A 20,370-nucleotide genomic window follows, 5' to 3' on the forward strand; every position below is an offset into this window, starting at 1 on the left:
GCGGGCGGGGTCGGCGGGCCGCCGACGCCCGCCGCGCGGGCCTTGACCGGGCGGTTCCGCGACGGGCTGGTAGTGTGGCGGTGACGTCGGATGACCGACGCGGGGCCTCGCGTGCCTGCACGACGCCGCGGGTGCGAGGTTCGTCCGTCCCCGGTCCGTTCGGACCCGAACGACGGACACCAGTTGTCAACCCACCGAAACAGGGAGAACATGGCGCTCGACCAGGAAGCCAAGGCCAAGATCCGCTCGGAGTACGCGACCGCCGAGGGCGACACCGGTTCGCCGGAGGTCCAGGTGGCGGTCCTCACCAAGCGGATCGCGGAGCTGACCGAGCACCTGAAGGTGCACAAGCACGACCACCACAGCCGCCGTGGGCTGCTGCTGCTGGTCGGTCGGCGCCGTCGGCTGCTCAACTACGTCCAGAAGAAGGACATCAACCGCTACCGGTCGCTGATCGAGCGGCTCGGCCTGCGCCGATGACGTGACGGGGGAGCGGCCATCTGCCGCTCCCCCGTTCCGCGCACCACCAGAAGAAGAGGGCCGCGCGACCACCCGAGAGGGAGCCGGTCAGCGTACCGGTCTCCGGTAGTGGCCCCCGGGCATCCCGGCAACATGCCGGCCACCCGGGCGCTTCGATCGAAGACCGGCCGTCTGAGCAGCTCCGGTGTCGTGGGCCCACGACGCGAAGGAGTACCGCCGCACATGACCGAGACCAACCTCGGCACCGAATCCCGCACCGCCGTGATCGACAACGGGTCCTTCGGCACCCGTGAGATCACCTTCTCCACCGGCCGGCTGGCCCGCCAGGCCGCCGGCTCCGTCATCGCCCAGCTCGGCGAGACGGTCGTCCTCTCCGCCACCACCGCCGGCAAGCACCCGAAGGAGCAGTTCGACTTCTTCCCGCTGACCGTCGACGTCGAGGAGCGGATGTACGCCGCGGGCCGCATCCCCGGCTCGTTCTTCCGCCGCGAGGGCCGGCCCAGCGAGGACGCGATCCTCACCTGCCGGCTGATCGACCGGCCGCTGCGCCCGTCGTTCGTCAAGGGCCTGCGCAACGAGGTCCAGGTCGTCGAGACCGTCCTCGCGCTCGACCCGCAGCACCCGTACGACGTGGTCGCCATCAACGCGGCCTCGATGTCGACGAAGCTGTCCGGCCTGCCGTTCTCCGGCCCGATCGGGGCGACCCGGGTGGCCCACGTCGACGGTCAGTGGGTGGCCTTCCCGACCCTGGAGGAGCTGGCGCGGGCCACCTTCGACATGGTGGTGGCCGGCCGGGCCCTCGACGACGGCGACGTCGCGATCATGATGGTCGAGGCCGAGGCGACCCCGCACGCGGTCACCCTGATCGCGGCCGGCGCGACCGCCCCGACCGAGGAGATCGTCGCCAGCGGCCTGGAGGCCGCCAAGCCGGCCATCCGCGAGCTGTGCCGCGCGCAGAGCGAACTGGCCGAGGTGGCCGCGAAGCCGGTCACCGAGTTCCCGGTCTTCCTCGACTATCAGGACGACGTCTACCAGGCGGTGGCCGAGCTGGTCCGCGCCGAGGTGGCCGAGGCGCTCCAGATCGCCGGCAAGGCCGACCGCGAGGAGGCCCTGGACCGGGTCAAGGCCAGGGTCGCCGAGGAACTGACGGCCCGCTTCGAGGGCCGGGAGAAGGAACTCTCCGCCGCCTTCCGGTCGCTGACCAAGTCCGAGGTCCGCAACCGGGTGCTGCGCGAGCAGGTTCGCATCGACGGCCGGGGGCCGCGCGACATCCGGCCGCTGACCGCCGAGGTCGGCGTACTGCCCCGGGTGCACGGTTCCGCGCTGTTCGAGCGGGGCGAGACCCAGATCCTGGGCGTCACCACGCTGAACATGCTGCGCATGGAGCAGATGGTGGACACCCTCTCCCCGGAGAACCGCAAGCGTTACATGCACAACTACAACTTCCCGCCGTACTCGACCGGGGAGACCGGCCGGGTCGGCTCGCCGAAGCGGCGGGAGATCGGCCACGGCGCGCTGGCCGAGCGGGCGTTGCTGCCGGTGCTGCCGTCGCGCGAGGAGTTCCCGTACGCCATCCGGCAGGTGTCCGAGGCGCTCGGCTCCAACGGCTCGACCTCGATGGGGTCGGTCTGCGCCTCGACGCTGGCGCTGCTGTCGGCAGGTGTGCCGCTCAAGGCGCCGGTGGCCGGCATCGCGATGGGCCTGATCTCCGACGAGGTCGACGGCAAGACCCAGTACGTGACGCTGACCGACATCCTCGGTGCCGAGGACGCGTTCGGTGACATGGACTTCAAGGTCGCCGGTACGCCGGAGTTCGTCACCGCGCTCCAGCTCGACACCAAGCTCAACGGCATCCCGTCGGACGTGCTCGCCGCCGCGCTCCAGCAGGCGAACGAGGCCCGGCAGACGATCCTCGGGGTGATGCAGGCGGCGATCGAGGCCCCGGCCGAGATGTCGGACTACGCGCCCCGGGTCACCACCGTCAAGATCCCGGTGGACAAGATCGGCATGGTGATCGGCCCGAAGGGGCAGACCATCAACGCCATCCAGGACGAGACCGGTGCCGAGATCTCCATCGAGGACGACGGCACGATCTACGTCGGCGCGACCAACGGCCCGTCGGCGCAGGCCGCCGTGGACCGGATCAACGGGATCGCCAACCCGACCCTGCCCAAGGCCGGCGAGCGGTTCCTCGGCACGGTGGTCAAGACCGCCGCGTTCGGCGCGTTCATCTCGCTGCTGCCCGGCCGCGACGGCCTGCTGCACATCTCCAAGGTGGGCGACGGCAAGCGGGTCGAGCGGGTCGAGGACTTCCTCAACGTCGGCGACAAGGTCGAGGTGGAGATCGCGGACATCGACGCCCGCGGCAAGATCTACCTGGACAAGGTCCGGCCGGAGGGCGCCGAGGCGCCGGCCGCCGGAGAGGCCGCCGGTGGCGACCGGCCGGCCGGCCGGGGCGGTGACCGGGGTCCGCGTGACCGCGGTGACCGGGGTGGCGACCGGGGCGGTCGTGCCCCGGAGCGCGGCGAGCGTGGCCCGGGTGGCGGCGAGGGTGGCGACGGCGGCGAGCGTCCGCGTCGGCGTACCCGGCACAGCTGAGCAGTGACCGGCCGGGTGACGACGTCGTCGTCACCCGGCCGGTGTGTTCCCTCCACCCCTCGTCGCACCGAGAGCAGGTCTGCGTGAGCCGTTCGCCGTTCCCCCCGGCTCGACGGCCGGTGGCGTCGCCCGGCGTCGTCCGGCACGCCACCGCCGGGCAGGCCGGCCGCGCCGGTGCGGCGTCCCGGGCGGTCACCCGCACGATCAGTGACGACCCGTTGGGCGGCACCGTGCGGCGGACCGTGCTGCCGAGCGGGCTGCGGGTGCTCACCGAGGCGATCCCGACGATGCGCAGCGTCTCGTTCGGCATCTGGGTCACCGTCGGCTCGCGGGACGAGACGGGCCCGCAGGCCGGTGCCGCGCACTTCCTGGAACACCTGCTGTTCAAGGGCACCCACAAGCGCACCGCACTGGAGATCTCCGCCGAGATCGAGGCGGTGGGTGGCGAGACCAACGCCTTCACCACCAAGGAATACACCTGCTACTACGCGCGGGTGCTCGACGAGGACCTGCCGCTGGCCATCGACGTGATGTGCGACGCGGTCGCCGACTCGCTGCTGGAACCGGCCGACGTGGAGACCGAACGCGGGGTCATCCTCGAAGAGATCGCCATGCACGACGACGAGCCCGGCGACGAGGTGCACGACCTGTTCGCCCGCGCCGTCTACGGTGACCACCCCCTCGGCCGGTTGATCTCCGGTACCGAGGAGACGGTCACCCCGATGACCCGCCGGCAGATCCAGAGCTTCTACCGTCGCCGCTACACCGCGCCGCAGATCGTGATCGCCGCCGCCGGCAACCTCGACCACGCCGCCGTGGTCCGGCTGGTCCGCCAGGCGCTGCGCGGCACCCCGCTGGACACCGACCCGGCCGCGCCGGGCACGCCCCGACGCAACACCCCGGCGGTACGCACGAAGCCGGCCGCCGTCCTGGTCGAGCCGAAGGAGACCGAGCAGGCGCACGTCATCCTCGGCTGCCCCGGCATCGACCGGGTCGACGAGCGGCGGTTCGCCCTCGGGGTGCTGAACAACGTCCTCGGCGGCGGCATGTCCAGCCGGCTGTTCCAGGAGATCCGCGAGCGGCGTGGCCTGGCCTACTCGGTCTACTCCTACGCCAGCCAGTACGCCGACAGCGGCCTGTTCGCCGTCTATGCCGGCTGCGCGCCGGGCAAGGTCGACGAGGTGCTCCAGCTGACCCGCGCCGAACTGGCCCGGGTGGCCGCCGACGGGCTCACCGAGGCGGAGGTGGCCCGGGGCAAGGGGATGAGCAAGGGCTCGTTCGTGCTGGGCCTGGAGGACACCGGGTCCCGGATGAGCCGGCTGGCCAAGGGCGAGCTGCTCTACGGCGATCTGATGCCGGTGGACGAGTTGCTGGCCCGGGTCGACGCGGTGACCGTGGCCGACGTGAACACCCTGGCCGCCGAGCTGCTGGGCCGGCCGATGTCGCTGGCGGTGGTCGGCCCGTTCGGCGAGCACGACTTCGCCGGCTGAGCCCGCCACCCACCACCCTCCGCCGGGCCGTCCGGGCGGCGGTCGACCCGTCGGTGTCCGGGGTGCGCGGCGACCCGCGATACGGGTCCGGAGCGCGTGCCGGGACCGGCCGGTGGGACGGTGGTGGTCCGGCGGTGGCCCGCGTCCCGATTGGGATAGGTTGTGCCGCGTGACTGACGAGCAGGAGAAGGTTCCGGGCGGGGCGGTCCGGGTCGGCGTGCTGGGGGCCCGGGGCCGGATGGGTGCCGAGGTGTGCCGGGCGGTCGACGGGGCCGACGACCTGGCGCTGGTGGCCGCCGTCGACCAGGGTGACGAGCTGTCCGCCGCCGCCTCCGCCGAGGTGGTCGTCGACTTCACCACCCCGGACGTGGTCATGGACAATCTGCGCTGGTGCATCGACCAGGGCGTGCACGCGGTGGTCGGCACCACCGGCTTCACCGGGCAGCGGCTGGAGCAGGTGCGCGGCTGGCTCGCCGCCCGGCCCGACGTCGGGGTGGTGATCGCCCCCAACTTCGGCATCGGCGCGGTGCTGATGATGCAGTTCGCCGCCCGCGCGGCCCGGCACTTCGAGTCCGTGGAGATCATCGAGCAGCACCACCCGCGCAAGCTCGACGCGCCGAGCGGCACCGCCACCCACACCGCCCGGCTGGTCGCGCAGGCCCGCGCCGAGGCCGGCCTCGGCCCCGCCCCCGACGCGACCAAGGACGAGGTGCCCGGCGCGCGGGGCGCCGACATCGACGGGGTACGCGTGCACGCGGTCCGCGCCACCGGCCTGCTCGCCCACCAGGAGGTGCTGTTCGGCACCCTCGGCGAGACGCTGACCATCCGGCACGACTCGTACGACCGGGTGTCGTTCATGCCCGGGGTGCTGCTGGCCGTGCGGGCGGTCCGGCAGCGGCCGGGCCTGACCGTCGGCCTGGACGCCCTGCTCGACTGAGCCCTGCCCGACTCGCCCCGCCCGGCCGAGGGGCCGGCGGTCGGTGTCGCCTCGACACCGGATGCGGCGGCGGCGAATTCGTTGGCGGTGCGCCGGCCCGGCCCCTAGGCTGCCCCGGTGCTGGATTCCGGACATACCGATCGGCTCGGGCGGCGGGTCACCCTGCGTCCGGTGGACGACGACAACTGGCGGGCGGTGGCCGACCTGGCCCCCCGCGACGACCAGCGGGACTGGGTACCGGCGCTGGCGGCCCGCTACCTGGTGCTGACCGCGCGTTCCGAGGTCTGGACGTCGCTCGCGGTGCACGCCGACGAGACCGTGGCGGGCCACGTCATGTGGGGCGTGGACGACGACGGGTCGCGGTGGATCGGCGGGATGCTCATCGACGCCGCCGAGCAGGGCCGGGGGGTGGGCCGGGCCGCCGTACGCACCCTCGCCGACTGGCTGGGCGGGCCGGACGGCGGGCACCCCGTCCGGTTGTCGTACCACCCGGACAACACGGCCGCCGCCCGGCTCTACACCGCGCTGGGTTTCGTCCCCACCGGCGTGGTGGAGGACGACGAACTGGTCGCCGAACTGCGCCGCTGACCCGGCGGTGGGATCACTCCTGCTCGATCACCGACAGGATGTTGCCGGCCGGGTCGGTGAACCAGGCGATCGTCGGCCCGTTGTCGCGCATGATCCCCCGGTCGTCCTGCGGCAGCCCCGGGTAGCGCGCGAACCGCACCCCGCGTGCGGTCAGCTCGTCGACCGCCCGGTCGACGTCGGCCACCGGGAAGTTGAGCACGGTGAACGTCGCCGGCACGTGGTCGGCCTTGGGATAGACCACCACGTCCCGGTCGCCGGCCAGGTGCAGCATCAGCAGCCCACCGGGGCCGCCGAGCTGCGACACCCGCAGGTCGAGGGTGCCGGCGTAGAACTCCCGGGCCCGGTCGGTGTCGTCGGCCGAGAACCCGCTGAACGCCTTCGTCTCCCGGAACATGCCCGTCTCCCTCACCGTCGGTGGCGTACCGCCGCCTCCGGTCTACCAGGACGGGCCGACAGAACCGGCCGGATCAGGGCGTGTCGTCGTCCGGCTCGGTGGGCACCGCGACGTGCAGCCGTACCTGGGGGACGAGCATGTCGTCGACGTCCAGCGCGCGGGCCGCGCCGTCCGGCTCCCAGCCGGTGCTGGTGAGGAACCTACGGGTCGCCTCGTCGCCGTCGAACGCCCAGGCGACCGCATGGGTGAACCCGTCGCCGCGCCAGGCGTCCACGGCGGCGGTGAGCAGCCGGCTGCCGTGCCCGCGCCGGCCCCAGCGCGGCTCGACCAGCAGGTCGGTCACCGCGACCACCTCGGCCCCCAGCGCGGTGGCCGGCTCGCCCGGGGCGAGCGCTTCGGCGTCCGCCGGCCCGGAAGCCGCGAACCCCACCAGATAGGATTGCTCGGCCTGTTCCACGGCGACGAGCACCCGGTGTGCGGCCGAGGGCGGCTCCTGCACCGCCGCGCTCCACCGCCGGGCGAGCCACGCCTCGTCCAGGTTGTCGAGCACGTGCCGGGGCAGCAGCCGACGGTACGCGACCCGCCAGGTCGCGAGCTGCACACGGGCGATCTCGGCGGCGTCCTCGGGACGCGCCGGGCGGACGTACCCCAGAGCCATGGCACGAAAGCCTAGGCCACAGCGAGGGAGACGACGGTGGCGCAGGGGGCCAGGCGCACGACCGGGCAGGTCGTCGCGGTGGTGGTGCTCGCCGTCGCGGTGGCCGCCTTCCTGTCCGTGGCGGCCGTCCGGCACGGCTTCTTCGACCTGAAGGTCTACTACGGCGCGCTGACCTTCTGGGTGCACGACCACGGCGAGATCTACGACTACCTCAAGCCCGGCACCCAGTACGGCTTCACCTACCCGCCGTTCGCCGCCCTGGTGATGCTGCCGATGGCGTACCTGCCGTGGCCGGTCGCGATCACCGTCAGCGTGGCCGCCACGGTGGTGGTCAGCGCGGTGCTGGTCTGGTGGCTGCTCGACCCGGTCGCCCGGCGGGCCGGCTGGACGCGGTGGTTCGTCCTGGCGGTGGCGCTCTGCCTGGCCGCCGCGTTCGAGCCGATGCGGGAGACGGTCAACTTCGGCCAGGTCAACATGCTGCTGCTCTTCCTGGTGGCGGTGGACCTGCTGCGGCTGCTGCCGGCCGGTAACAGATGGGCCGGGGTGGGCATCGGGCTGGCCACCGCGATCAAGCTGACCCCTGGCGTGTTCATCGTCTACCTGCTGGTCACCAGGCGGTTCCGGGCCGCCGGCACCGCCGTCGCCGCCGCCGCGGCGGCCACCCTGCTCGCCGCGGCCCTCTTTCCCGACGCCGCCCGGGAGTTCTGGACGTCGGCGCTGTGGAACACCGACCGGGTGGGCGAGTTGGCGTTCGTGTCCAACCAGTCGCTGCGCGGGGTGGTGGCCCGGCTGAACCCGGAACATCCGAGCACCCTGGCCTGGCTGGCGCTGGTGCTGGTCACCCTGGCGGTCTGGGGCTGGCGCTGCCGGGCCGCCGTGGCCGTCGGCGACGAGGCCACCGGGCTGGCCCTGACCGGCGCGCTGATGTGCCTGGTCAGCCCGGTCACCTGGGTACACCACCTGGTCTGGTTGATCCCGGCGCTGATCCTGCTGGTCGACAACGCGGTCGCCGCGCCCGCCGGCAGCCTGCGGCGGCGGGCGCTGCTGGCCCTCGCGGTGGTCTCCTACGTGCTGCTGTGCAGCCGGATCGTCTGGGCGTGGGAGAAGGACTTCACCGGGGTCGGCGGCTTCCTGGGCAGCAACACCTACGTCTGGATCAGCCTGGCCCTGCTGGTGCTGCTGCCGATCCGCACCTGGGCGGCACCGGTCGGTGGCGGGCCCGGCGACCCGGTCGGACCGGTCGACCCCGCCGTCGGGCGGCGGCCGGCCGGCTCAGCCGGGCAACCGGCCGGTGTAGCGCAGTTCGTCGAGGTGGACCGGGGGGCCGCCACCGGCCAGCGGCACCTGGTAACGGGACCGCTCGCCGTCGACTGACAGCCCGGCCCGCTCGTAGAACCGGCGGGCGCGGGCGTTGTCGGCGAGGACCCAGAGCCGGTACTCCCGCCAGCCGCGTGCCGCCAGCCCGTCGCGGGCGGCGGCGAACAGGGCCTGCGCGGTGCCGTCGCCCCAGTGGGCCGGCTCGACGTACATCGCCAGCACCTCGCCGTACGCCGGGTCGAGATCGCCCCGGTCCTGGTTGTTGCGGTACGGCCCGAAGGTGGTGAACCCGGCAGGCAGCCCGTCGATCTCGGCGAGCAGGGTGGTGAACGGGTGCTCCGGGTCGGCCGTGCCCACGTCCCGTCGGCGTTGCGCCCAGGCCACCGGGTTGAGTCGGGCCAGCACCTCGGCCGGCATGATGCCGGCGTACCCGGCCTGCCAGCCGTGGATGTGCACCCGGGCGATCGCCTCGGCGTCGTCGGGCTCCTCGCGGCGGATGGTGAGCATGCGTCCGTTCTATGCCCCGACGGGCGGTCGGTCCAGTGTCCGCTCCGGTGTCGTACCACTGGTCTAGGGTCGTCGCGATGGCCGCACCGGAATCGCTCTCGCTCGCCCAGGCCCGGCGGATGACGCTCGCCGCCCAGGGCTTCGCCGACCCGCCGCCCGCCGGCACGCCCACCCGCCGCCACCTGCGCCGGGTGCTCGACCGGGTCGGGCTGATCCAGATGGATTCGGTGAACGTGCTGCAACGCGCGCACTACCTGCCGCTCTACAGCCGGCTCGGCCCCTACCCGACCGGCCTGCTCGACACCGCCGCCTACCGCCGCCCGCGTGAGCTGTTCGAATACTGGGGGCACGAGGCGTCCCTGGTGCCGGTGGGGCTGCACGCCGCGCTGCGCTGGCGGATGGCCAAGGCCCGCGACGACGCCTGGGGCGGGATGCGCCGGATCGCCGCCGAGCAGCCCGAACTGGTCGCCTGGGTGCGCGACGAGGTGGCCGCCGCCGGGCCGCTGACCGCCGCCGAGATCGAACACGACGCGCCCCGGGAGACCGGCAACTGGGGCTGGAACTGGTCAGCGGTCAAGCGGGCACTGGAGTTCCTGTTCTGGGCCGGCGAGGTCACCGCCGCCGACCGGACGCCCTCCTTCGCCCGCCGCTACGACCTGCCCGAACGGGTGCTGCCGGCAGCCGCGCTCGACGCCCCCACGCCGACCGACGCGCAGGCGTACCGCACCCTGGTCGCGGTGGCCGCCCGGTCGCTGGGGGTGGCCGCCGAGCCGGAGCTGCGGGACTATTTCCGGCTCCCGCTGGCCGGTGCCCGGCAGGCGGTCGCCGACCTGGTCGAGGCCGGTGAGCTGGTGCCGGTGACGGTGCAGGGGTGGCGGCAGCCGGCCTGGCGGCACGTCGACGCCCGGCTGCCCCGGTGGGTGCGGGGCAACACCCTGGTCAGCCCGTTCGACCCGCTGGTCTGGCAGCGGGCCCGCACCGAGCGGCTGTTCGGCTTCGGCTACCGGATCGAGATCTACGTGCCGGCGGCGCAACGGGTGCACGGCTACTACGTGCTGCCGTTCCTGCAGGGCGAACGGTTCACCGCCCGGGTCGACCTCAAGGCCGACCGCAGGGCCGGGGTGCTGCTGGTGCCGGCGGCCTGGCAGGAGCCCGGCGTCGCCCCGGGGGAGACCGCCGTCGCGCTCGCCGCCGAACTGCACCGGCTCGCCGGCTGGCTCGGCCTGGACGCGGTCGCCCCACCGGCGGCCGGTGACCTGGCCGCCCCGCTGACCGCCGCGTTGCGCAGCCTCACCGGTGTACCGTGAGGCCGTGACGAGCGTTGACGGGCCGACCGGGCCGACCCGGTCGGGGCAGGGCACCGATCCGACGTCGACCGGTGCCACACCGGCCGGCACCACCCACACGCTGAGCGACCCGCCCGCCGTCGGCACGCCGACCGGTCCGTACCCCGTCGGCACGCCGACCGACCCGTACCTCCACCCGGGCGCGGGCGTCGACGGGCTGCCGCCCGGGTCCTGGTCGGCGGGGCCGCCGGTGGTGTGGCAGCCACCCGAGCCGGACCGGCTGACCCGGTTCGTGCTCCGGCTGCACGCCCGTTCGCCGCGCTGGGCGGCGCCGCTGGCCGCGCTCGGCTGCGTCGCCGCGGGCATGGGTTACGCGCTGGTCAGTGACCCGACCACCAGCGACCCGGACGCCGCGCCGAGCTGCCTGCTCAAGCTGACCACCGGGCTGGACTGTCCGGGCTGCGGGGGCACCCGCGCGCTGTGGTACCTGCTGCACGCCGACCTGCCGGCCGCCGCCCGCCACCACGCCGTGTTCGTCTTCGCGGTGCCCTTCCTGGCGTACCTCTTCGTCGCCTGGGCGGGCCGGCAGGCGTTCGGGTGGCGGTTGCCCGAGCTGCGGCTCAGCTCCCCGGTGATCGGCGGGTTCCTCGCGGTCTGGATGGCGTTCTCGGTGCTGCGCAACCTGCCCTGGGCGCCGTTCACCGCGCTCTACGTCTGACCGGCTGCGGCCCGGCCGGAATCGGGTGGGAGACGTTGGCCACCCGCCGCCGGCCCGGGGCGGAACTGTCCATGATCTCGCTGGTCAGCGCGGTGGCCCGAGTTTCCCCGCAGCCCACCGGGCCACTACAGTCGCAGGAATGCCGGAGATGGTGCAGCCCCAGGTGCAGCTGATCGCGTGGACCCAGTTCCAGGCCCCCGACGACGTGCCGTGGTCGACCGACGCCGAGGGCGGCCAGGCGCTCGCCGAGTTCGCCGGCCGGGCCTGCTACCAGAGCTGGAAGAAGCCGAACCCGGCGACCGCCACCAACGCCGGCTACCTGGCGCACATCCTGGAGGTCGGGCACCTGTCGGTGCTGGAGCACGGCAGCGTGACGTTCTACTTCACCGGGGTGTCCCGCTCGTTCACCCACGAGCTGATCCGGCACCGGCACTTCTCCTACTCCCAGCTCTCCCAGCGCTACGTCCCGGAGCGGGACGCGGCGATGGTCGAGCCGGCGGTGATCGCCGACGACCCGGAGCTGCACAAGCGGTTCGTCGAGGCCGCCGAGGCGAGCGTGCGGGCGTACACCGAGCTGTTGGAGGGGTTGGAGCAGCGGTTCGCCGACGAGCCCAACCCGACGCTGCGCCGCAAGCAGGCCCGGCAGGCGGCGCGGGCGGTGCTGCCCAACGCCACCGAGACCCGGATCGTGGTCACCGGCAACTACCGCGCCTGGCGGCACTTCATCGGGATGCGGGCCACCGAGCACGCCGACGTGGAGATCCGTGAGCTGGCCGTGGAGTGTCTGCGGCAGCTCCAGCGGGTGGCCCCGAACGTCTTCGCCGACTTCGTCGTCTCGACGCTGCCCGACGGCACCGAGGTGGCGACCAGCCCGCACGCACAGCTGTCCTGAGCCCTTCCCCACCGGCTGTCCGGTGCTCGTCCGCTAGGTTGTGAGCATGACGCACGACCACCCTGCCGCCCCCGACCGGGGCGTGTCGCGCCCGTTCGGGCGACTGCTCACCGCGATGGCGACCCCGTTCACCGCCGACGGCTCCCTTGATCTCGACGGCGCCGTCCGGCTGGCGACCCACCTGGTCGACGAGCAGGGCAACGACGCGCTGGTGCTCAACGGCACCACCGGCGAGTCGCCCACCACCTCGGACGCGGAGAAGGAGACGCTGATCCGGGCGGTGGTCGAGGCGATCGGTGACCGGGCGCAGATCGTGGCCGGTGTCGGCACCAACGACACCCGGCACACCATCGAGCTGGCCGCCGCGGCCGAGAAGGCCGGCGCGCACGGCCTGCTGGTGGTGACCCCCTACTACAGCAGGCCGCCGCAGCGGGGGCTGGTGGCGCACTTCACCGCCGTCGCCGACGGCACCGGCCTGCCGATCATGATGTACGACATCCCGCACCGCGCCGGGGTGCCGATCGAGACCGAGACGCTGGTGCGGCTCGCCGCACACGAGCGGATCGTCGCGGTCAAGGACGCCAAGGGCGACCTGACCGCCACCGGCTGGGTGACCAGCCGTACCGACCTCGCCTTCTACAGCGGCGAGGACTCGCTCACCCTGCCCACCCTGGCGGTCGGCGGGGTCGGACTGGTCGGCACGTCGACCCACTTCACCGGCGCGCTCGCCAAGCAGATGATCGAGGCGTACGACGCGGGTGACACCGGCACGGCGCTGGCCCTGCACCGGCGGCTGCTGCCGCTGTTCACCGGGATCTTCCGCAGCCCGGGCACCATCCTGGTGAAGGCGGGCCTGAACGTACTGGGCCTGCCCGCCGGTCCGGTGCGTCCGCCGTTGGTGGACGCCACCGACGACGAACTGGCCCTGCTGCGCGCGGACTGCGCGGCGGCGGGCCTGGACCTGCCCGAATGATCGAACGACACGACGGACGCCGGGTTACGGCGTCGCAGAATGAGGTGGACGCGTGACCGAGGCGCAATTCGAGGGTGAACTGCCCCCGCCGCTGCCCGAGGGCGGGCTGCGGATCATCCCGCTCGGCGGACTCGGTGCCATCGGCCGGAACATGACAGTCTTCGAGTACGACGGCAAGCTGCTGATCGTCGACTGCGGGGTGCTCTTCCCCGACGTGGAGCAGCCCGGGGTGGATCTGATCCTGCCCGACTTCGGGCCGATCCTGGACCGGCTGGCCGACGTGCAGGCGATCGTGCTGACCCACGGTCACGAGGACCACATCGGCGCGGTGCCGTACCTGCTCGCCCACAAGCCGGACATCCCCCTGGTCGGCTCCCAGTTCACCCTCGCCCTGGTCGAGGCGAAGCTGGCCGAGCGGCGGATCCAGCCCTACACGCTGACCGTCCGCGAGGGCGGCCGGGAGCGGCTGGGGCCGTTCGAGTGCGAGTTCTTCGCGGTCAACCACTCGATCCCGGACGCCCTGGCGGTGGCCGTGCGTACCCCCGCCGGCCTGGTGCTGCACACCGGTGACTTCAAGATGGACCAACTGCCGCTGGACGGCCGGATCACCGACCTGGCCGGCTTCGCCCGGCTCGGCGCGGAGGGTGTCGACCTGCTCCTGTCGGACTCCACCAACGCCGAGATCCCCGGTTTCGTCACCCCGGAGCGGGAGATCGGGCCGGTGCTCGACTCGATCTTCGCGAAGGCGAAGGGGCGGATCATCGTCGCCTCGTTCGCCTCGCACGTGCACCGGGTGCAGCAGGTCTTCGACTCGGCGCTGGAGCACGGCCGCAAGGTGGCGCTGATCGGCCGCTCGATGGTCCGCAACATGGGCATCGCCCGCGACCTCGGCCTGCTCAACATCCCGGCCGGTCTGGTGATCGGGATCGAGGAGGCCACCACGCTGCCGCCCGACCAGATCGTGCTGATGTCCACCGGGTCGCAGGGCGAGCCGATGAGCGCCCTGGGCCGGATGGCCAGCGGCGACCACCGGCACATCACCATCGCCCCCGGCGACACGGTCGTGCTCGCCTCGTCGCTGGTCCCCGGCAACGAGACCTCGGTCTACCGGGTGATCAACCGGCTGGCCCGGGCCGGCGCGGTGGTGGTGCACAAGGACGTCGCCAAGGTGCACGTCTCCGGGCACGCCCCCGCCGGTGAACTGCTCTACCTGCTCAACGTGGTGCGCCCGAGCAACCTGATGCCGGTACACGGCGAGTGGCGGCACCTGCGGGCGCACGCCCGCCTCGGCATCGAGTCCGGGGTCGCCCCGGACCGGGTGGTGATCTGCGAGGACGGCGACGTCGTCGACCTGGTCGAGGGCCGGGCCAGCGTGGTCGGGCACGTGAAGAGCCGGTACGTCTACGTCGACGGCCTGGCCGTGGGCGACGTCAGCGAGTCGCTGCTCACCGAGCGGCGGATCCTCGGCGACGGCGGTTTCATCGCCACCACCGTCGTCGTCGACTCGGTCACCGGCAAGGTGGTCGCCGGCCCGACCCTGTCGGCGAAGGGCTTCTCCGAGGACCCGGCCGCGTTCAACCCGGTGATCCCGCTGGTCACCGAGGCGCTGAACCGGGCCGCCGCGGACGGCATCACCGACCCGCACCAGCTCCAGCAGATCGTCAGGCGCACCGTGGGGCGCTGGGTCAACGACGCGTACCGCCGCCGCCCGATGATCGTCCCGACCGTCGTCGAGGTCTGAGCGGCTTCCCCCACCCGGACGCTGCGGGCCGGCCACCGTCGTCACGACGGTGGCCGGCCCGTTGTCCGGTCGGTTCAGCGGTGGCGCAGGGTGGCCACGATCAGGTTGGGGTCGGTCGCCGTGACGTAGGCGGCGCTGGCCACCAGGACCGTGTGTCCGCGTACGGCCACCGAGGTGGGGTTCTGGAGCCCGTCGGCACCGGTCAGCAGGGTCCTGGTCCGCCCGTCGTGGTCGATGCCGACCACCGTGTTGGGCCCGTTGAGGGCGGCGACGACCCGGCCGTCGGCGGTGAACGCGAAGTCGTCGATGCCGACCAGTCCGGTCGCCCTGACCTCGACGGCTCCCGGGCGGCCCTGCCGCAGCGGAATCCGCAGCAGGGTGCCCTGGTCCAGGTTGGTCACCCAGACCGCGCCGCCGCGCACCTTGACCCCGTTGACGCCGAGGAAGCCCGTCGCGGCGAGGGCGGACGCCGACGACCAGATCCGGGCCGGGCCGCCGGCCAACGGCACCGTGGAGATGGTGCCGAGCACCGAGTCGGTCAGGTAGAACGTCCGGCCCGTCGGGTCGAGCGCCAGCCCGTTGGGCAGCCCGGTGGCGGGCAACGCGGCGATCCGTCGGGGCGGCTGACCGGGCGTCAACCGGTAGAGGCCGGTGCTGGCGGCGTCACCGCTGGCGTACAGGAAGTACAGGGTGCCGTCGCCGGTCCGGACGATCCCGGTGGTCAGGGCGAAGCCGAGCACCGGGGTGTGCACGCCGCCGTCGGCGGGGGCGGGCAGGGTGGCCAGCACCCGGGTCCGGCCCGCCGGGTCGACGGCGACGACCTGCCGGGCCGCCGCGAAGGTGAGGTAGGCGGTGCCGTCCGGGGCCCACACGATGTTCTCCGGCAGCTGTCCCGTCGTCGGGTCGAAGTGGACCGCGATCCGGGCCGGCAGGGTCGACGGGCCGGTGGCGGCCGGGACGGTTCCCGACGGGCCGGCGACCGCCGGTGCCATCTGCGTCGCCGGTGCGGCCAGGACGCCGACTGCCGCGACGGCCACCGCGAGGGTACGGATTCTTCTGCGCATGGTTCGTCCTTCGTGGGTGTGCGGACCCGCCGATCGGGTCCGGTGTCGGGCACGGACGGCCGGACGCCCCGTGCGGAGCGCCGTCGTCGCGTGGTGTCGGGCAGCGCCGACCCCCGCCGGACCACACGGTCCGGTGGCGGGCCCGGCGCGGCCGGGTGGGACGGCGGCACCCTGTCGACGCCGCCGGGATCGGGAGTGGAGGGTCAGCCGGGCAGCGGTTGCCGGGCGATGGCGCGGCCGGTGACCGTGGCGTGCACCAGCAGGGTCATCGCCGCCTGCGACGGGGAACCCGGTGCGGTGGTGGCGACGACGACCGTCTGGTCGTCCTCGGTGCGCAGGTTCTGCTGGGTGACGGTCAGCGTGCCGACCAGCGGGTGCCGCATCGCGTACGTGGCGGTGCCGCCGGCCTTGACCCGGTGGTCGGCCCACCGGGCGGCGAACTCGGCGCTGCCCACCGCCAGTTCGCCCACCAGCGCGGCCAGCAGCGGATCCGTCGGGTGTTGCCCGGAGGCCATCCGCAGGGTCGCCACCACAGCCCGCGCCTTGGCCTGCCAGTCGACGTACAGCTCACGGGTGTGCGCGTCGAGGAAGACCAGCCGGGCCATGTTGGGTCGCCGGTCCGGCCGGTTCACCATGTCGGGTTCCAGGTGCCCGGCGAACAGGGCGTGCCCGGCGGTGTTCCAGGCCAGCACGTCGAGCCGCCGGCCGAGCACCAGCACGGGCACGTCCCCCAACGCGGCGACCAGGTCGTGCACCGCGGCGTCGACCCGTTCCGGCGGGGGCCGGCGGACGGCCGGGCGACGGGGGGCGGCGGCCAGCCCGGACAGGTGGCGGCGTTCCGCGGCGTCGAGCCGCAGCGCCCGGCTGAGCGCGTCCAGCACCTCGGGTGAGGCGTTCGTGGCCTGCCCCTGCTCCAGCCGCGCGTAGTAGGAGGCGCTCACCCCGGCGAGCAGGGCCAGCTCCTCCCGGCGCAGCCCCGGCACCCGCCGTCGGCCGCCGTAGGTGGGCACCCCGGCCTCCTGCGGGCTGAGCCGGGAGCGTCGGGAGCGGAGGAACTCGCCGAGTTGTCGTCGCGCCTGCATGGCTCCCAGTATCGGCAGCGGCCACCCGGCCAACCACACCCTGCGGGGGACAGGCAGCGCGGGAATGCGTGACCCGACGGTCACCGTACGTCGATAACTGTGGATCGGCTCATCCGTTCGCGGGCCGGCTGCGTACCCCCGTCCGGTGGGCGTACCCCGCGTCGGCCGAAAGGAGCATGGCGGATGGACCGCAGACGGATGACAGCGATCGGCGTCGTGCTGGCGGCAGCGGGACTGACGGCGGCGGTGACCCTGCCGTCGTTCGCCGGTGACCAGGGCACGCCCCGCGCCGGGGGCACCGACGCCCGCGCGGCCGGTGGGCCGGCCCCCGAGGTGGTGGACGCGCTCAGCCGTGACCTGCGGATCAGCCGGGACCAGGCGGTCCGGCGGTTGACCGTGGAGCAGCAGGCGACGGCCCGGTTGGCCGGGCTGCGGGCGGCCCTCGGCAGCGACTACGGCGGGGCCTGGCTCAGCGGCGACGGGTCCACCCTCAACGTGGCGGTCGCCGACCCCGCCCAGGCCGACCGGGTCCGGGCCGCCGGTGCGGTGCCGAAGCCGGTCGACCGGGCCGTCAGCGAGCTGGACGCGGCGAAGACCCGGCTCGACGCGGTGGGCGGGCAGGCGTCCCCGGCCATCACCGGCTGGTACGTCGACGTCGCCAGCAACTCCGTGGTGGTGCTCGCCCAGCCGGGTGCCGAGGCGCGGGCCCGCCGGTGGGCGGCGGGCAGCGGGGCCCCGGCGGACGCGGTGCGGGTCACCACCTCCCGGGAGCAGCCGCGACCGCTGTTCGACCTGGTCGGCGGTGACCCGTTCTTCATCAACGACGTCGGCCGCTGTTCGATCGGCTTCTCCGTGGTGGGCGGGTTCGTCACCGCCGGACACTGCGGCCGGGTCGGTGACCGCACCACCGGGTTCAACCAGGCCCGGCAGGGGGTGTTCGCGGCGTCGTCGTTCCCGCGTGACGACTGGGCGTTCGTGCGCACCAACGGCCAGTGGACCCCGCAGGGGGTGGTCAGCGACTTCAACGGCGGTACGGTGCCGGTCAACGGCTCCGTCGAGGTGCCGCCCGGCGCGTCGATCTGCCGTTCCGGCTCGACCACCGGGGCCCGGTGCGGCGTCGTCCAGGCCCGCAACGCCACCGTCAACTATCCGGAGGGGACGGTGACCGGCCTGACCCGGACCGACGTCTGCGCCGAACCGGGCGACTCCGGTGGCTCGTGGATCGCCGGTGACCAGGCGCAGGGCGTCACCTCCGGCGGCTCCGGTGACTGCACCGTCGGCGGCGTCACGTTCTTCCAGCCGGTCAACGAGATCCTCCAGCGCAACAACCTGACCCTGGTCACCGCGAACGGCGGCCAGCAGGCGACGCGACGCGGCAGGTAACCGCCCCGCGCCCCGGTACCGCGGCCCCCGACCTCCACCGCCCGGAGGCCGGGGGCCGCTCCCGTCTCCGTCGGCCGGTGGCGGTCAGGGCAGGGCGGCGACCGCGGCGGCGTATGCGACGCCGGTGCTCACCGCCGCGTCGACCAGGATGCCGAGCTGCGCCGGGGCCACCCCGTGCGCCAGGTCGGTGGTGACGTCGCCGGCCAGCACCAGCTCACCGCCGGGCAGCTCGTGCACGTACGCCTTCGGCAGCAGCCGGTCGTGGTTCCACGCGTTGCAGAACTCGTACGCCTCGGCGAGCCGACCCGCCGCCAGCCGCCGGGCCGCCACCACCCGGGCGTGCAGGATCTCCCCGTCCCGGCCCAGCAGGCGGAACTGCACGACCGCCTCGTCCCAGCGGCCGACCACCACACCACCGGCGTCGACGGCGTACACGTCGCCCCGGGTGTCCAGCACGGCGGTGAGCTGCGAAAGGCTCAGCGGGGCCGGCTCCTCGGCCGAGGGCAGGAACGGTTCGTCGGCCGGGTCCTCGACGCTCTCCGGCGTCGGCAGGGGCACCGGGTCGCCGGTCGGCCGTTCGGCCAGCCAGGCGGCGATCCGGCCGGCGTGGTGCCCGGTGCCGTTGCGGGCGTCGAAGCTGCCCGCCAGCCGGGTCGCCTCGGCCAGCAGGTCGACGCTGAGGGTCGCCACGTCCAGGTCGGCGGCGGGCCGGTCGGCGTGGCCGGGGCGGCGGATCCGGCGGGCGTCGAGGCCGGACTCGGCGGCGAGCGTGCAGACCAGCGCCCCGGCGGCGGCGAACTCCAGCGCCGACAGGTCGTCGTAGGGGTGGTCCAGCCGGGGCAGCTGCTCGGCGAGGAGGTCCAGCGCCCGGTCCGGGTGCCCGGCCAGCACGCAGAACCGCAACTGCGCGGCCAGGTACGGCAACGCGGCGCGTTCCCGCCGGTGCCGCCGGTACGCCCGCAGGTGCGCCGTCGCGGCCCGACCGGCCGCCCCGGTGCGCAGCCACGGCAGCAGCCCCACCGCGAGGGCCCGTTCCGGCTGGTCGGTGCAGTCGACCCCGGCGTCGAGCGCGGGACGCAGCGCCGCCAACGCGGCCCGGTCGTCGCCCCAGCCGGCGAGCAGTTCGGCGCGGCGTACGGCCAGGCAGGCGGGGCAGCCGGCCTCCGGGTCCGGCGCGGCGGCCGTCCACCTGTCGTACCACAGGCGGGCGGTGGGCTCGTCGCCGGTGTGGTCGGCGAGCCGGCAGCGCAGCTGGGCGACCACGCCGGCCTCCGCGCCGACCCGGTGGGCCAGCGCGTCGAGCAGGGCGTTGGCCTGGTCCAGCCCGATCCGGGGGGTGCCGATGGCGGCCTCCACCGCCTGGCGCAGGTGCCGGCGCAGCAGTTCCGCGTCACCGGGGCGGGCGTCGAGCAGGTCGGGGGACCGGTCCACGGCGGCCAGCAGGCGGCGTACCGGCTCGATGATCCGCCACCGGCCACCGTGTCGCAGGTACGCCGCCACCAGCGCGAACCGGGCGTCCAGGGCGGAGTGCGGGTCGCCGAGCGCGTCGGCGCGGGCGGCGATCCGGTCGAGTTCGGCCAGCCGGGCCTCCCCGTCGGGCAGGTCCCCGGCGTCGGCGAACGCGGCGGCCAGGCCCGGGTCGCGCGGCGCGGGCGGCCCGTCCGCCCCGGGAGTGAACCCGCCGGTCATCCGGGCGTCCGGCCGGGTAGCTGGCCGACGGCGGCGGCGAGCTGGCAGCCGGCGGTGATGCCGCAGTCGAGCAACCGGTCGAGCTGGTGCGGGGTGACCCCGCGTTCCAGGTCGGTGATCACCTCACCGCAGACCTGGGCCCGGCCGTCGTCGTCGACGTGCACGAACGCCTTCGGCCAGAACCGCTCGTGGTTCCACCCGTTGCAGAAGGCGTAGAGCGCCGGGACGTGTTCGATGTCGAAGGTCGCCGCCGTCAGGGTGCGGACCTGGAGCAGCTCGCCCTGGCCGCCCTGGCGCAGGAACCAGATCAGGCTGTCGTCCCAGCGGCCCACCAGGTCCCCGTCCCCGTCGGCGACCACGACGTACCCCCGGGTGCCCAGCACGGCGGCGACCAGCTCGGTGGTCAGCGGACGCAGGGCCTGCGGGTCACCCGCCAGGGGGTCGGGACGGTCCGCGAAAGCAGGCGACGCCATCGGGCATCCCTTCTGAGGCGAATAACACGTCTGCGGGCGTGGTCCGTGCTGCGACGCGCGGACACGACCCGGAAAAGCGGCGGTCTGCCGGGTCACGCCG

General features: G+C 74.0%; 19 protein-coding genes. 12 read left to right on the forward strand and 7 right to left on the reverse strand.

Annotated elements, in window-relative coordinates; translation table 11 throughout:
* Positions 1–210 precede the first annotated feature (210 nt).
* From rpsO to JQN84_RS03645, 5 genes are all read left to right on the forward strand, one after another.
* The gene (gene rpsO / locus JQN84_RS03625; protein WP_067302624.1) at positions 211–480 is read left to right on the forward strand and encodes a 30S ribosomal protein S15; all 270 of its coding nucleotides are present in this window, start codon (positions 211–213) and stop codon (positions 478–480) included.
* Positions 481–702: 222 nt separating this feature from the next.
* Positions 703–3,078 (forward strand): polyribonucleotide nucleotidyltransferase, encoded by a 2,376-nt coding sequence (locus tag JQN84_RS03630; RefSeq protein WP_204956937.1) that lies wholly within the window; start codon positions 703–705, stop codon positions 3,076–3,078.
* A 119-nt stretch (positions 3,079–3,197) separates the two neighbouring features.
* Positions 3,198–4,568, forward strand: a complete 1,371-nt coding sequence (locus JQN84_RS03635) for a M16 family metallopeptidase (protein WP_204957319.1) — start codon at positions 3,198–3,200, stop codon at positions 4,566–4,568.
* A gap of 169 nt (positions 4,569–4,737) precedes the next feature.
* Positions 4,738–5,505: a 4-hydroxy-tetrahydrodipicolinate reductase gene (gene dapB / locus JQN84_RS03640; RefSeq protein WP_204956938.1), complete on the forward strand. Its 768-nt coding sequence runs from the start codon at positions 4,738–4,740 to the stop codon at positions 5,503–5,505.
* A gap of 117 nt (positions 5,506–5,622) precedes the next feature.
* The gene (locus JQN84_RS03645; RefSeq protein ID WP_204956939.1) at positions 5,623–6,093 is read left to right on the forward strand and encodes a GNAT family N-acetyltransferase; all 471 of its coding nucleotides are present in this window, start codon (positions 5,623–5,625) and stop codon (positions 6,091–6,093) included.
* 13 nt (positions 6,094–6,106) lie between these two features.
* Here JQN84_RS03645 and JQN84_RS03650 read toward each other — a convergent pair whose 3' ends face one another.
* Both JQN84_RS03650 and JQN84_RS03655 read right to left on the reverse strand, forming a co-directional pair.
* Entirely contained in the window at positions 6,107–6,487 is a 381-nt protein-coding gene (locus tag JQN84_RS03650; RefSeq protein ID WP_145918428.1) for a VOC family protein, read from the reverse strand.
* A gap of 73 nt (positions 6,488–6,560) precedes the next feature.
* A complete protein-coding gene (locus tag JQN84_RS03655) occupies positions 6,561–7,145 on the reverse strand; it encodes a GNAT family N-acetyltransferase (protein ID WP_204956940.1) in 585 nt (194 codons plus the stop codon).
* A 36-nt stretch (positions 7,146–7,181) separates the two neighbouring features.
* Between JQN84_RS03655 and JQN84_RS03660 the strand changes: the two genes are divergently transcribed.
* The gene (locus JQN84_RS03660) at positions 7,182–8,519 is read left to right on the forward strand and encodes a glycosyltransferase 87 family protein (RefSeq protein WP_204956941.1); all 1,338 of its coding nucleotides are present in this window, start codon (positions 7,182–7,184) and stop codon (positions 8,517–8,519) included.
* On the opposite strand, the gene JQN84_RS03665 is transcribed toward JQN84_RS03660, so the two are convergent.
* Positions 8,418–8,969 carry a GNAT family N-acetyltransferase gene (locus tag JQN84_RS03665; RefSeq protein ID WP_204956942.1) on the reverse strand — a complete coding sequence of 184 codons (552 nt, stop codon included), beginning with the start codon at positions 8,967–8,969 and terminating at the stop codon, positions 8,418–8,420. The two genes, JQN84_RS03660 and JQN84_RS03665, sit on opposite strands and share 102 nt — an antisense overlap.
* A 77-nt stretch (positions 8,970–9,046) precedes the next feature.
* Here JQN84_RS03665 and JQN84_RS03670 point away from each other — a divergent pair, with 77 nt between their 5' ends.
* From JQN84_RS03670 to JQN84_RS03690, 5 genes are all read left to right on the forward strand, one after another.
* A complete protein-coding gene (locus tag JQN84_RS03670) occupies positions 9,047–10,276 on the forward strand; it encodes a winged helix-turn-helix domain-containing protein (protein ID WP_204956943.1) in 1,230 nt (409 codons plus the stop codon).
* Between the two features lie 4 nt (positions 10,277–10,280).
* The gene (locus JQN84_RS03675; protein WP_372445889.1) at positions 10,281–10,973 is read left to right on the forward strand and encodes a DUF2752 domain-containing protein; all 693 of its coding nucleotides are present in this window, start codon (positions 10,281–10,283) and stop codon (positions 10,971–10,973) included.
* Positions 10,974–11,121: 148 nt separating this feature from the next.
* Complete coding sequence (thyX, locus tag JQN84_RS03680; RefSeq protein WP_204957321.1) at positions 11,122–11,865, forward strand: FAD-dependent thymidylate synthase; 744 nt, start codon at positions 11,122–11,124, stop codon at positions 11,863–11,865.
* 46 nt (positions 11,866–11,911) lie between these two features.
* Positions 11,912–12,838, forward strand: coding sequence for a 4-hydroxy-tetrahydrodipicolinate synthase (gene dapA, locus JQN84_RS03685; RefSeq protein ID WP_204956944.1), 927 nt, complete (start codon positions 11,912–11,914; stop codon positions 12,836–12,838).
* A 52-nt stretch (positions 12,839–12,890) separates the two neighbouring features.
* On the forward strand, positions 12,891–14,579 hold the full coding sequence (locus JQN84_RS03690) for a ribonuclease J (RefSeq protein ID WP_145918435.1): 1,689 nt from the start codon (positions 12,891–12,893) through the stop codon (positions 14,577–14,579).
* 74 nt (positions 14,580–14,653) lie between these two features.
* On the opposite strand, the gene JQN84_RS03695 is transcribed toward JQN84_RS03690, so the two are convergent.
* Entirely contained in the window at positions 14,654–15,643 is a 990-nt protein-coding gene (locus JQN84_RS03695) for an SMP-30/gluconolactonase/LRE family protein (protein WP_204956945.1), read from the reverse strand.
* Between the two features lie 203 nt (positions 15,644–15,846).
* Positions 15,847–16,725 (reverse strand): helix-turn-helix domain-containing protein, encoded by an 879-nt coding sequence (locus JQN84_RS03700; protein ID WP_204956946.1) that lies wholly within the window; start codon positions 16,723–16,725, stop codon positions 15,847–15,849.
* Positions 16,726–16,908: 183 nt separating this feature from the next.
* On the opposite strand from JQN84_RS03700, the gene JQN84_RS03705 reads away from it, so the two are divergent.
* The gene (locus JQN84_RS03705) at positions 16,909–18,108 is read left to right on the forward strand and encodes a S1 family peptidase (protein ID WP_204956947.1); all 1,200 of its coding nucleotides are present in this window, start codon (positions 16,909–16,911) and stop codon (positions 18,106–18,108) included.
* Between the two features lie 84 nt (positions 18,109–18,192).
* Here JQN84_RS03705 and JQN84_RS03710 read toward each other — a convergent pair whose 3' ends face one another.
* Complete coding sequence (locus tag JQN84_RS03710; protein WP_204956948.1) at positions 18,193–19,797, reverse strand: type III secretion system chaperone family protein; 1,605 nt, start codon at positions 19,795–19,797, stop codon at positions 18,193–18,195.
* Positions 19,794–20,270, reverse strand: a complete 477-nt coding sequence (locus JQN84_RS03715) for a type III secretion system chaperone family protein (RefSeq protein ID WP_204956949.1) — start codon at positions 20,268–20,270, stop codon at positions 19,794–19,796. Before JQN84_RS03715 ends, JQN84_RS03710 begins: the two co-directional genes overlap by 4 nt.
* Positions 20,271–20,370: the final 100 nt, after the last annotated feature.

This window comes from Micromonospora humidisoli (assembly GCF_016900955.1).
GTDB classification, from domain to species: Bacteria; Actinomycetota; Actinomycetes; order Mycobacteriales; family Micromonosporaceae; genus Micromonospora; species Micromonospora wenchangensis.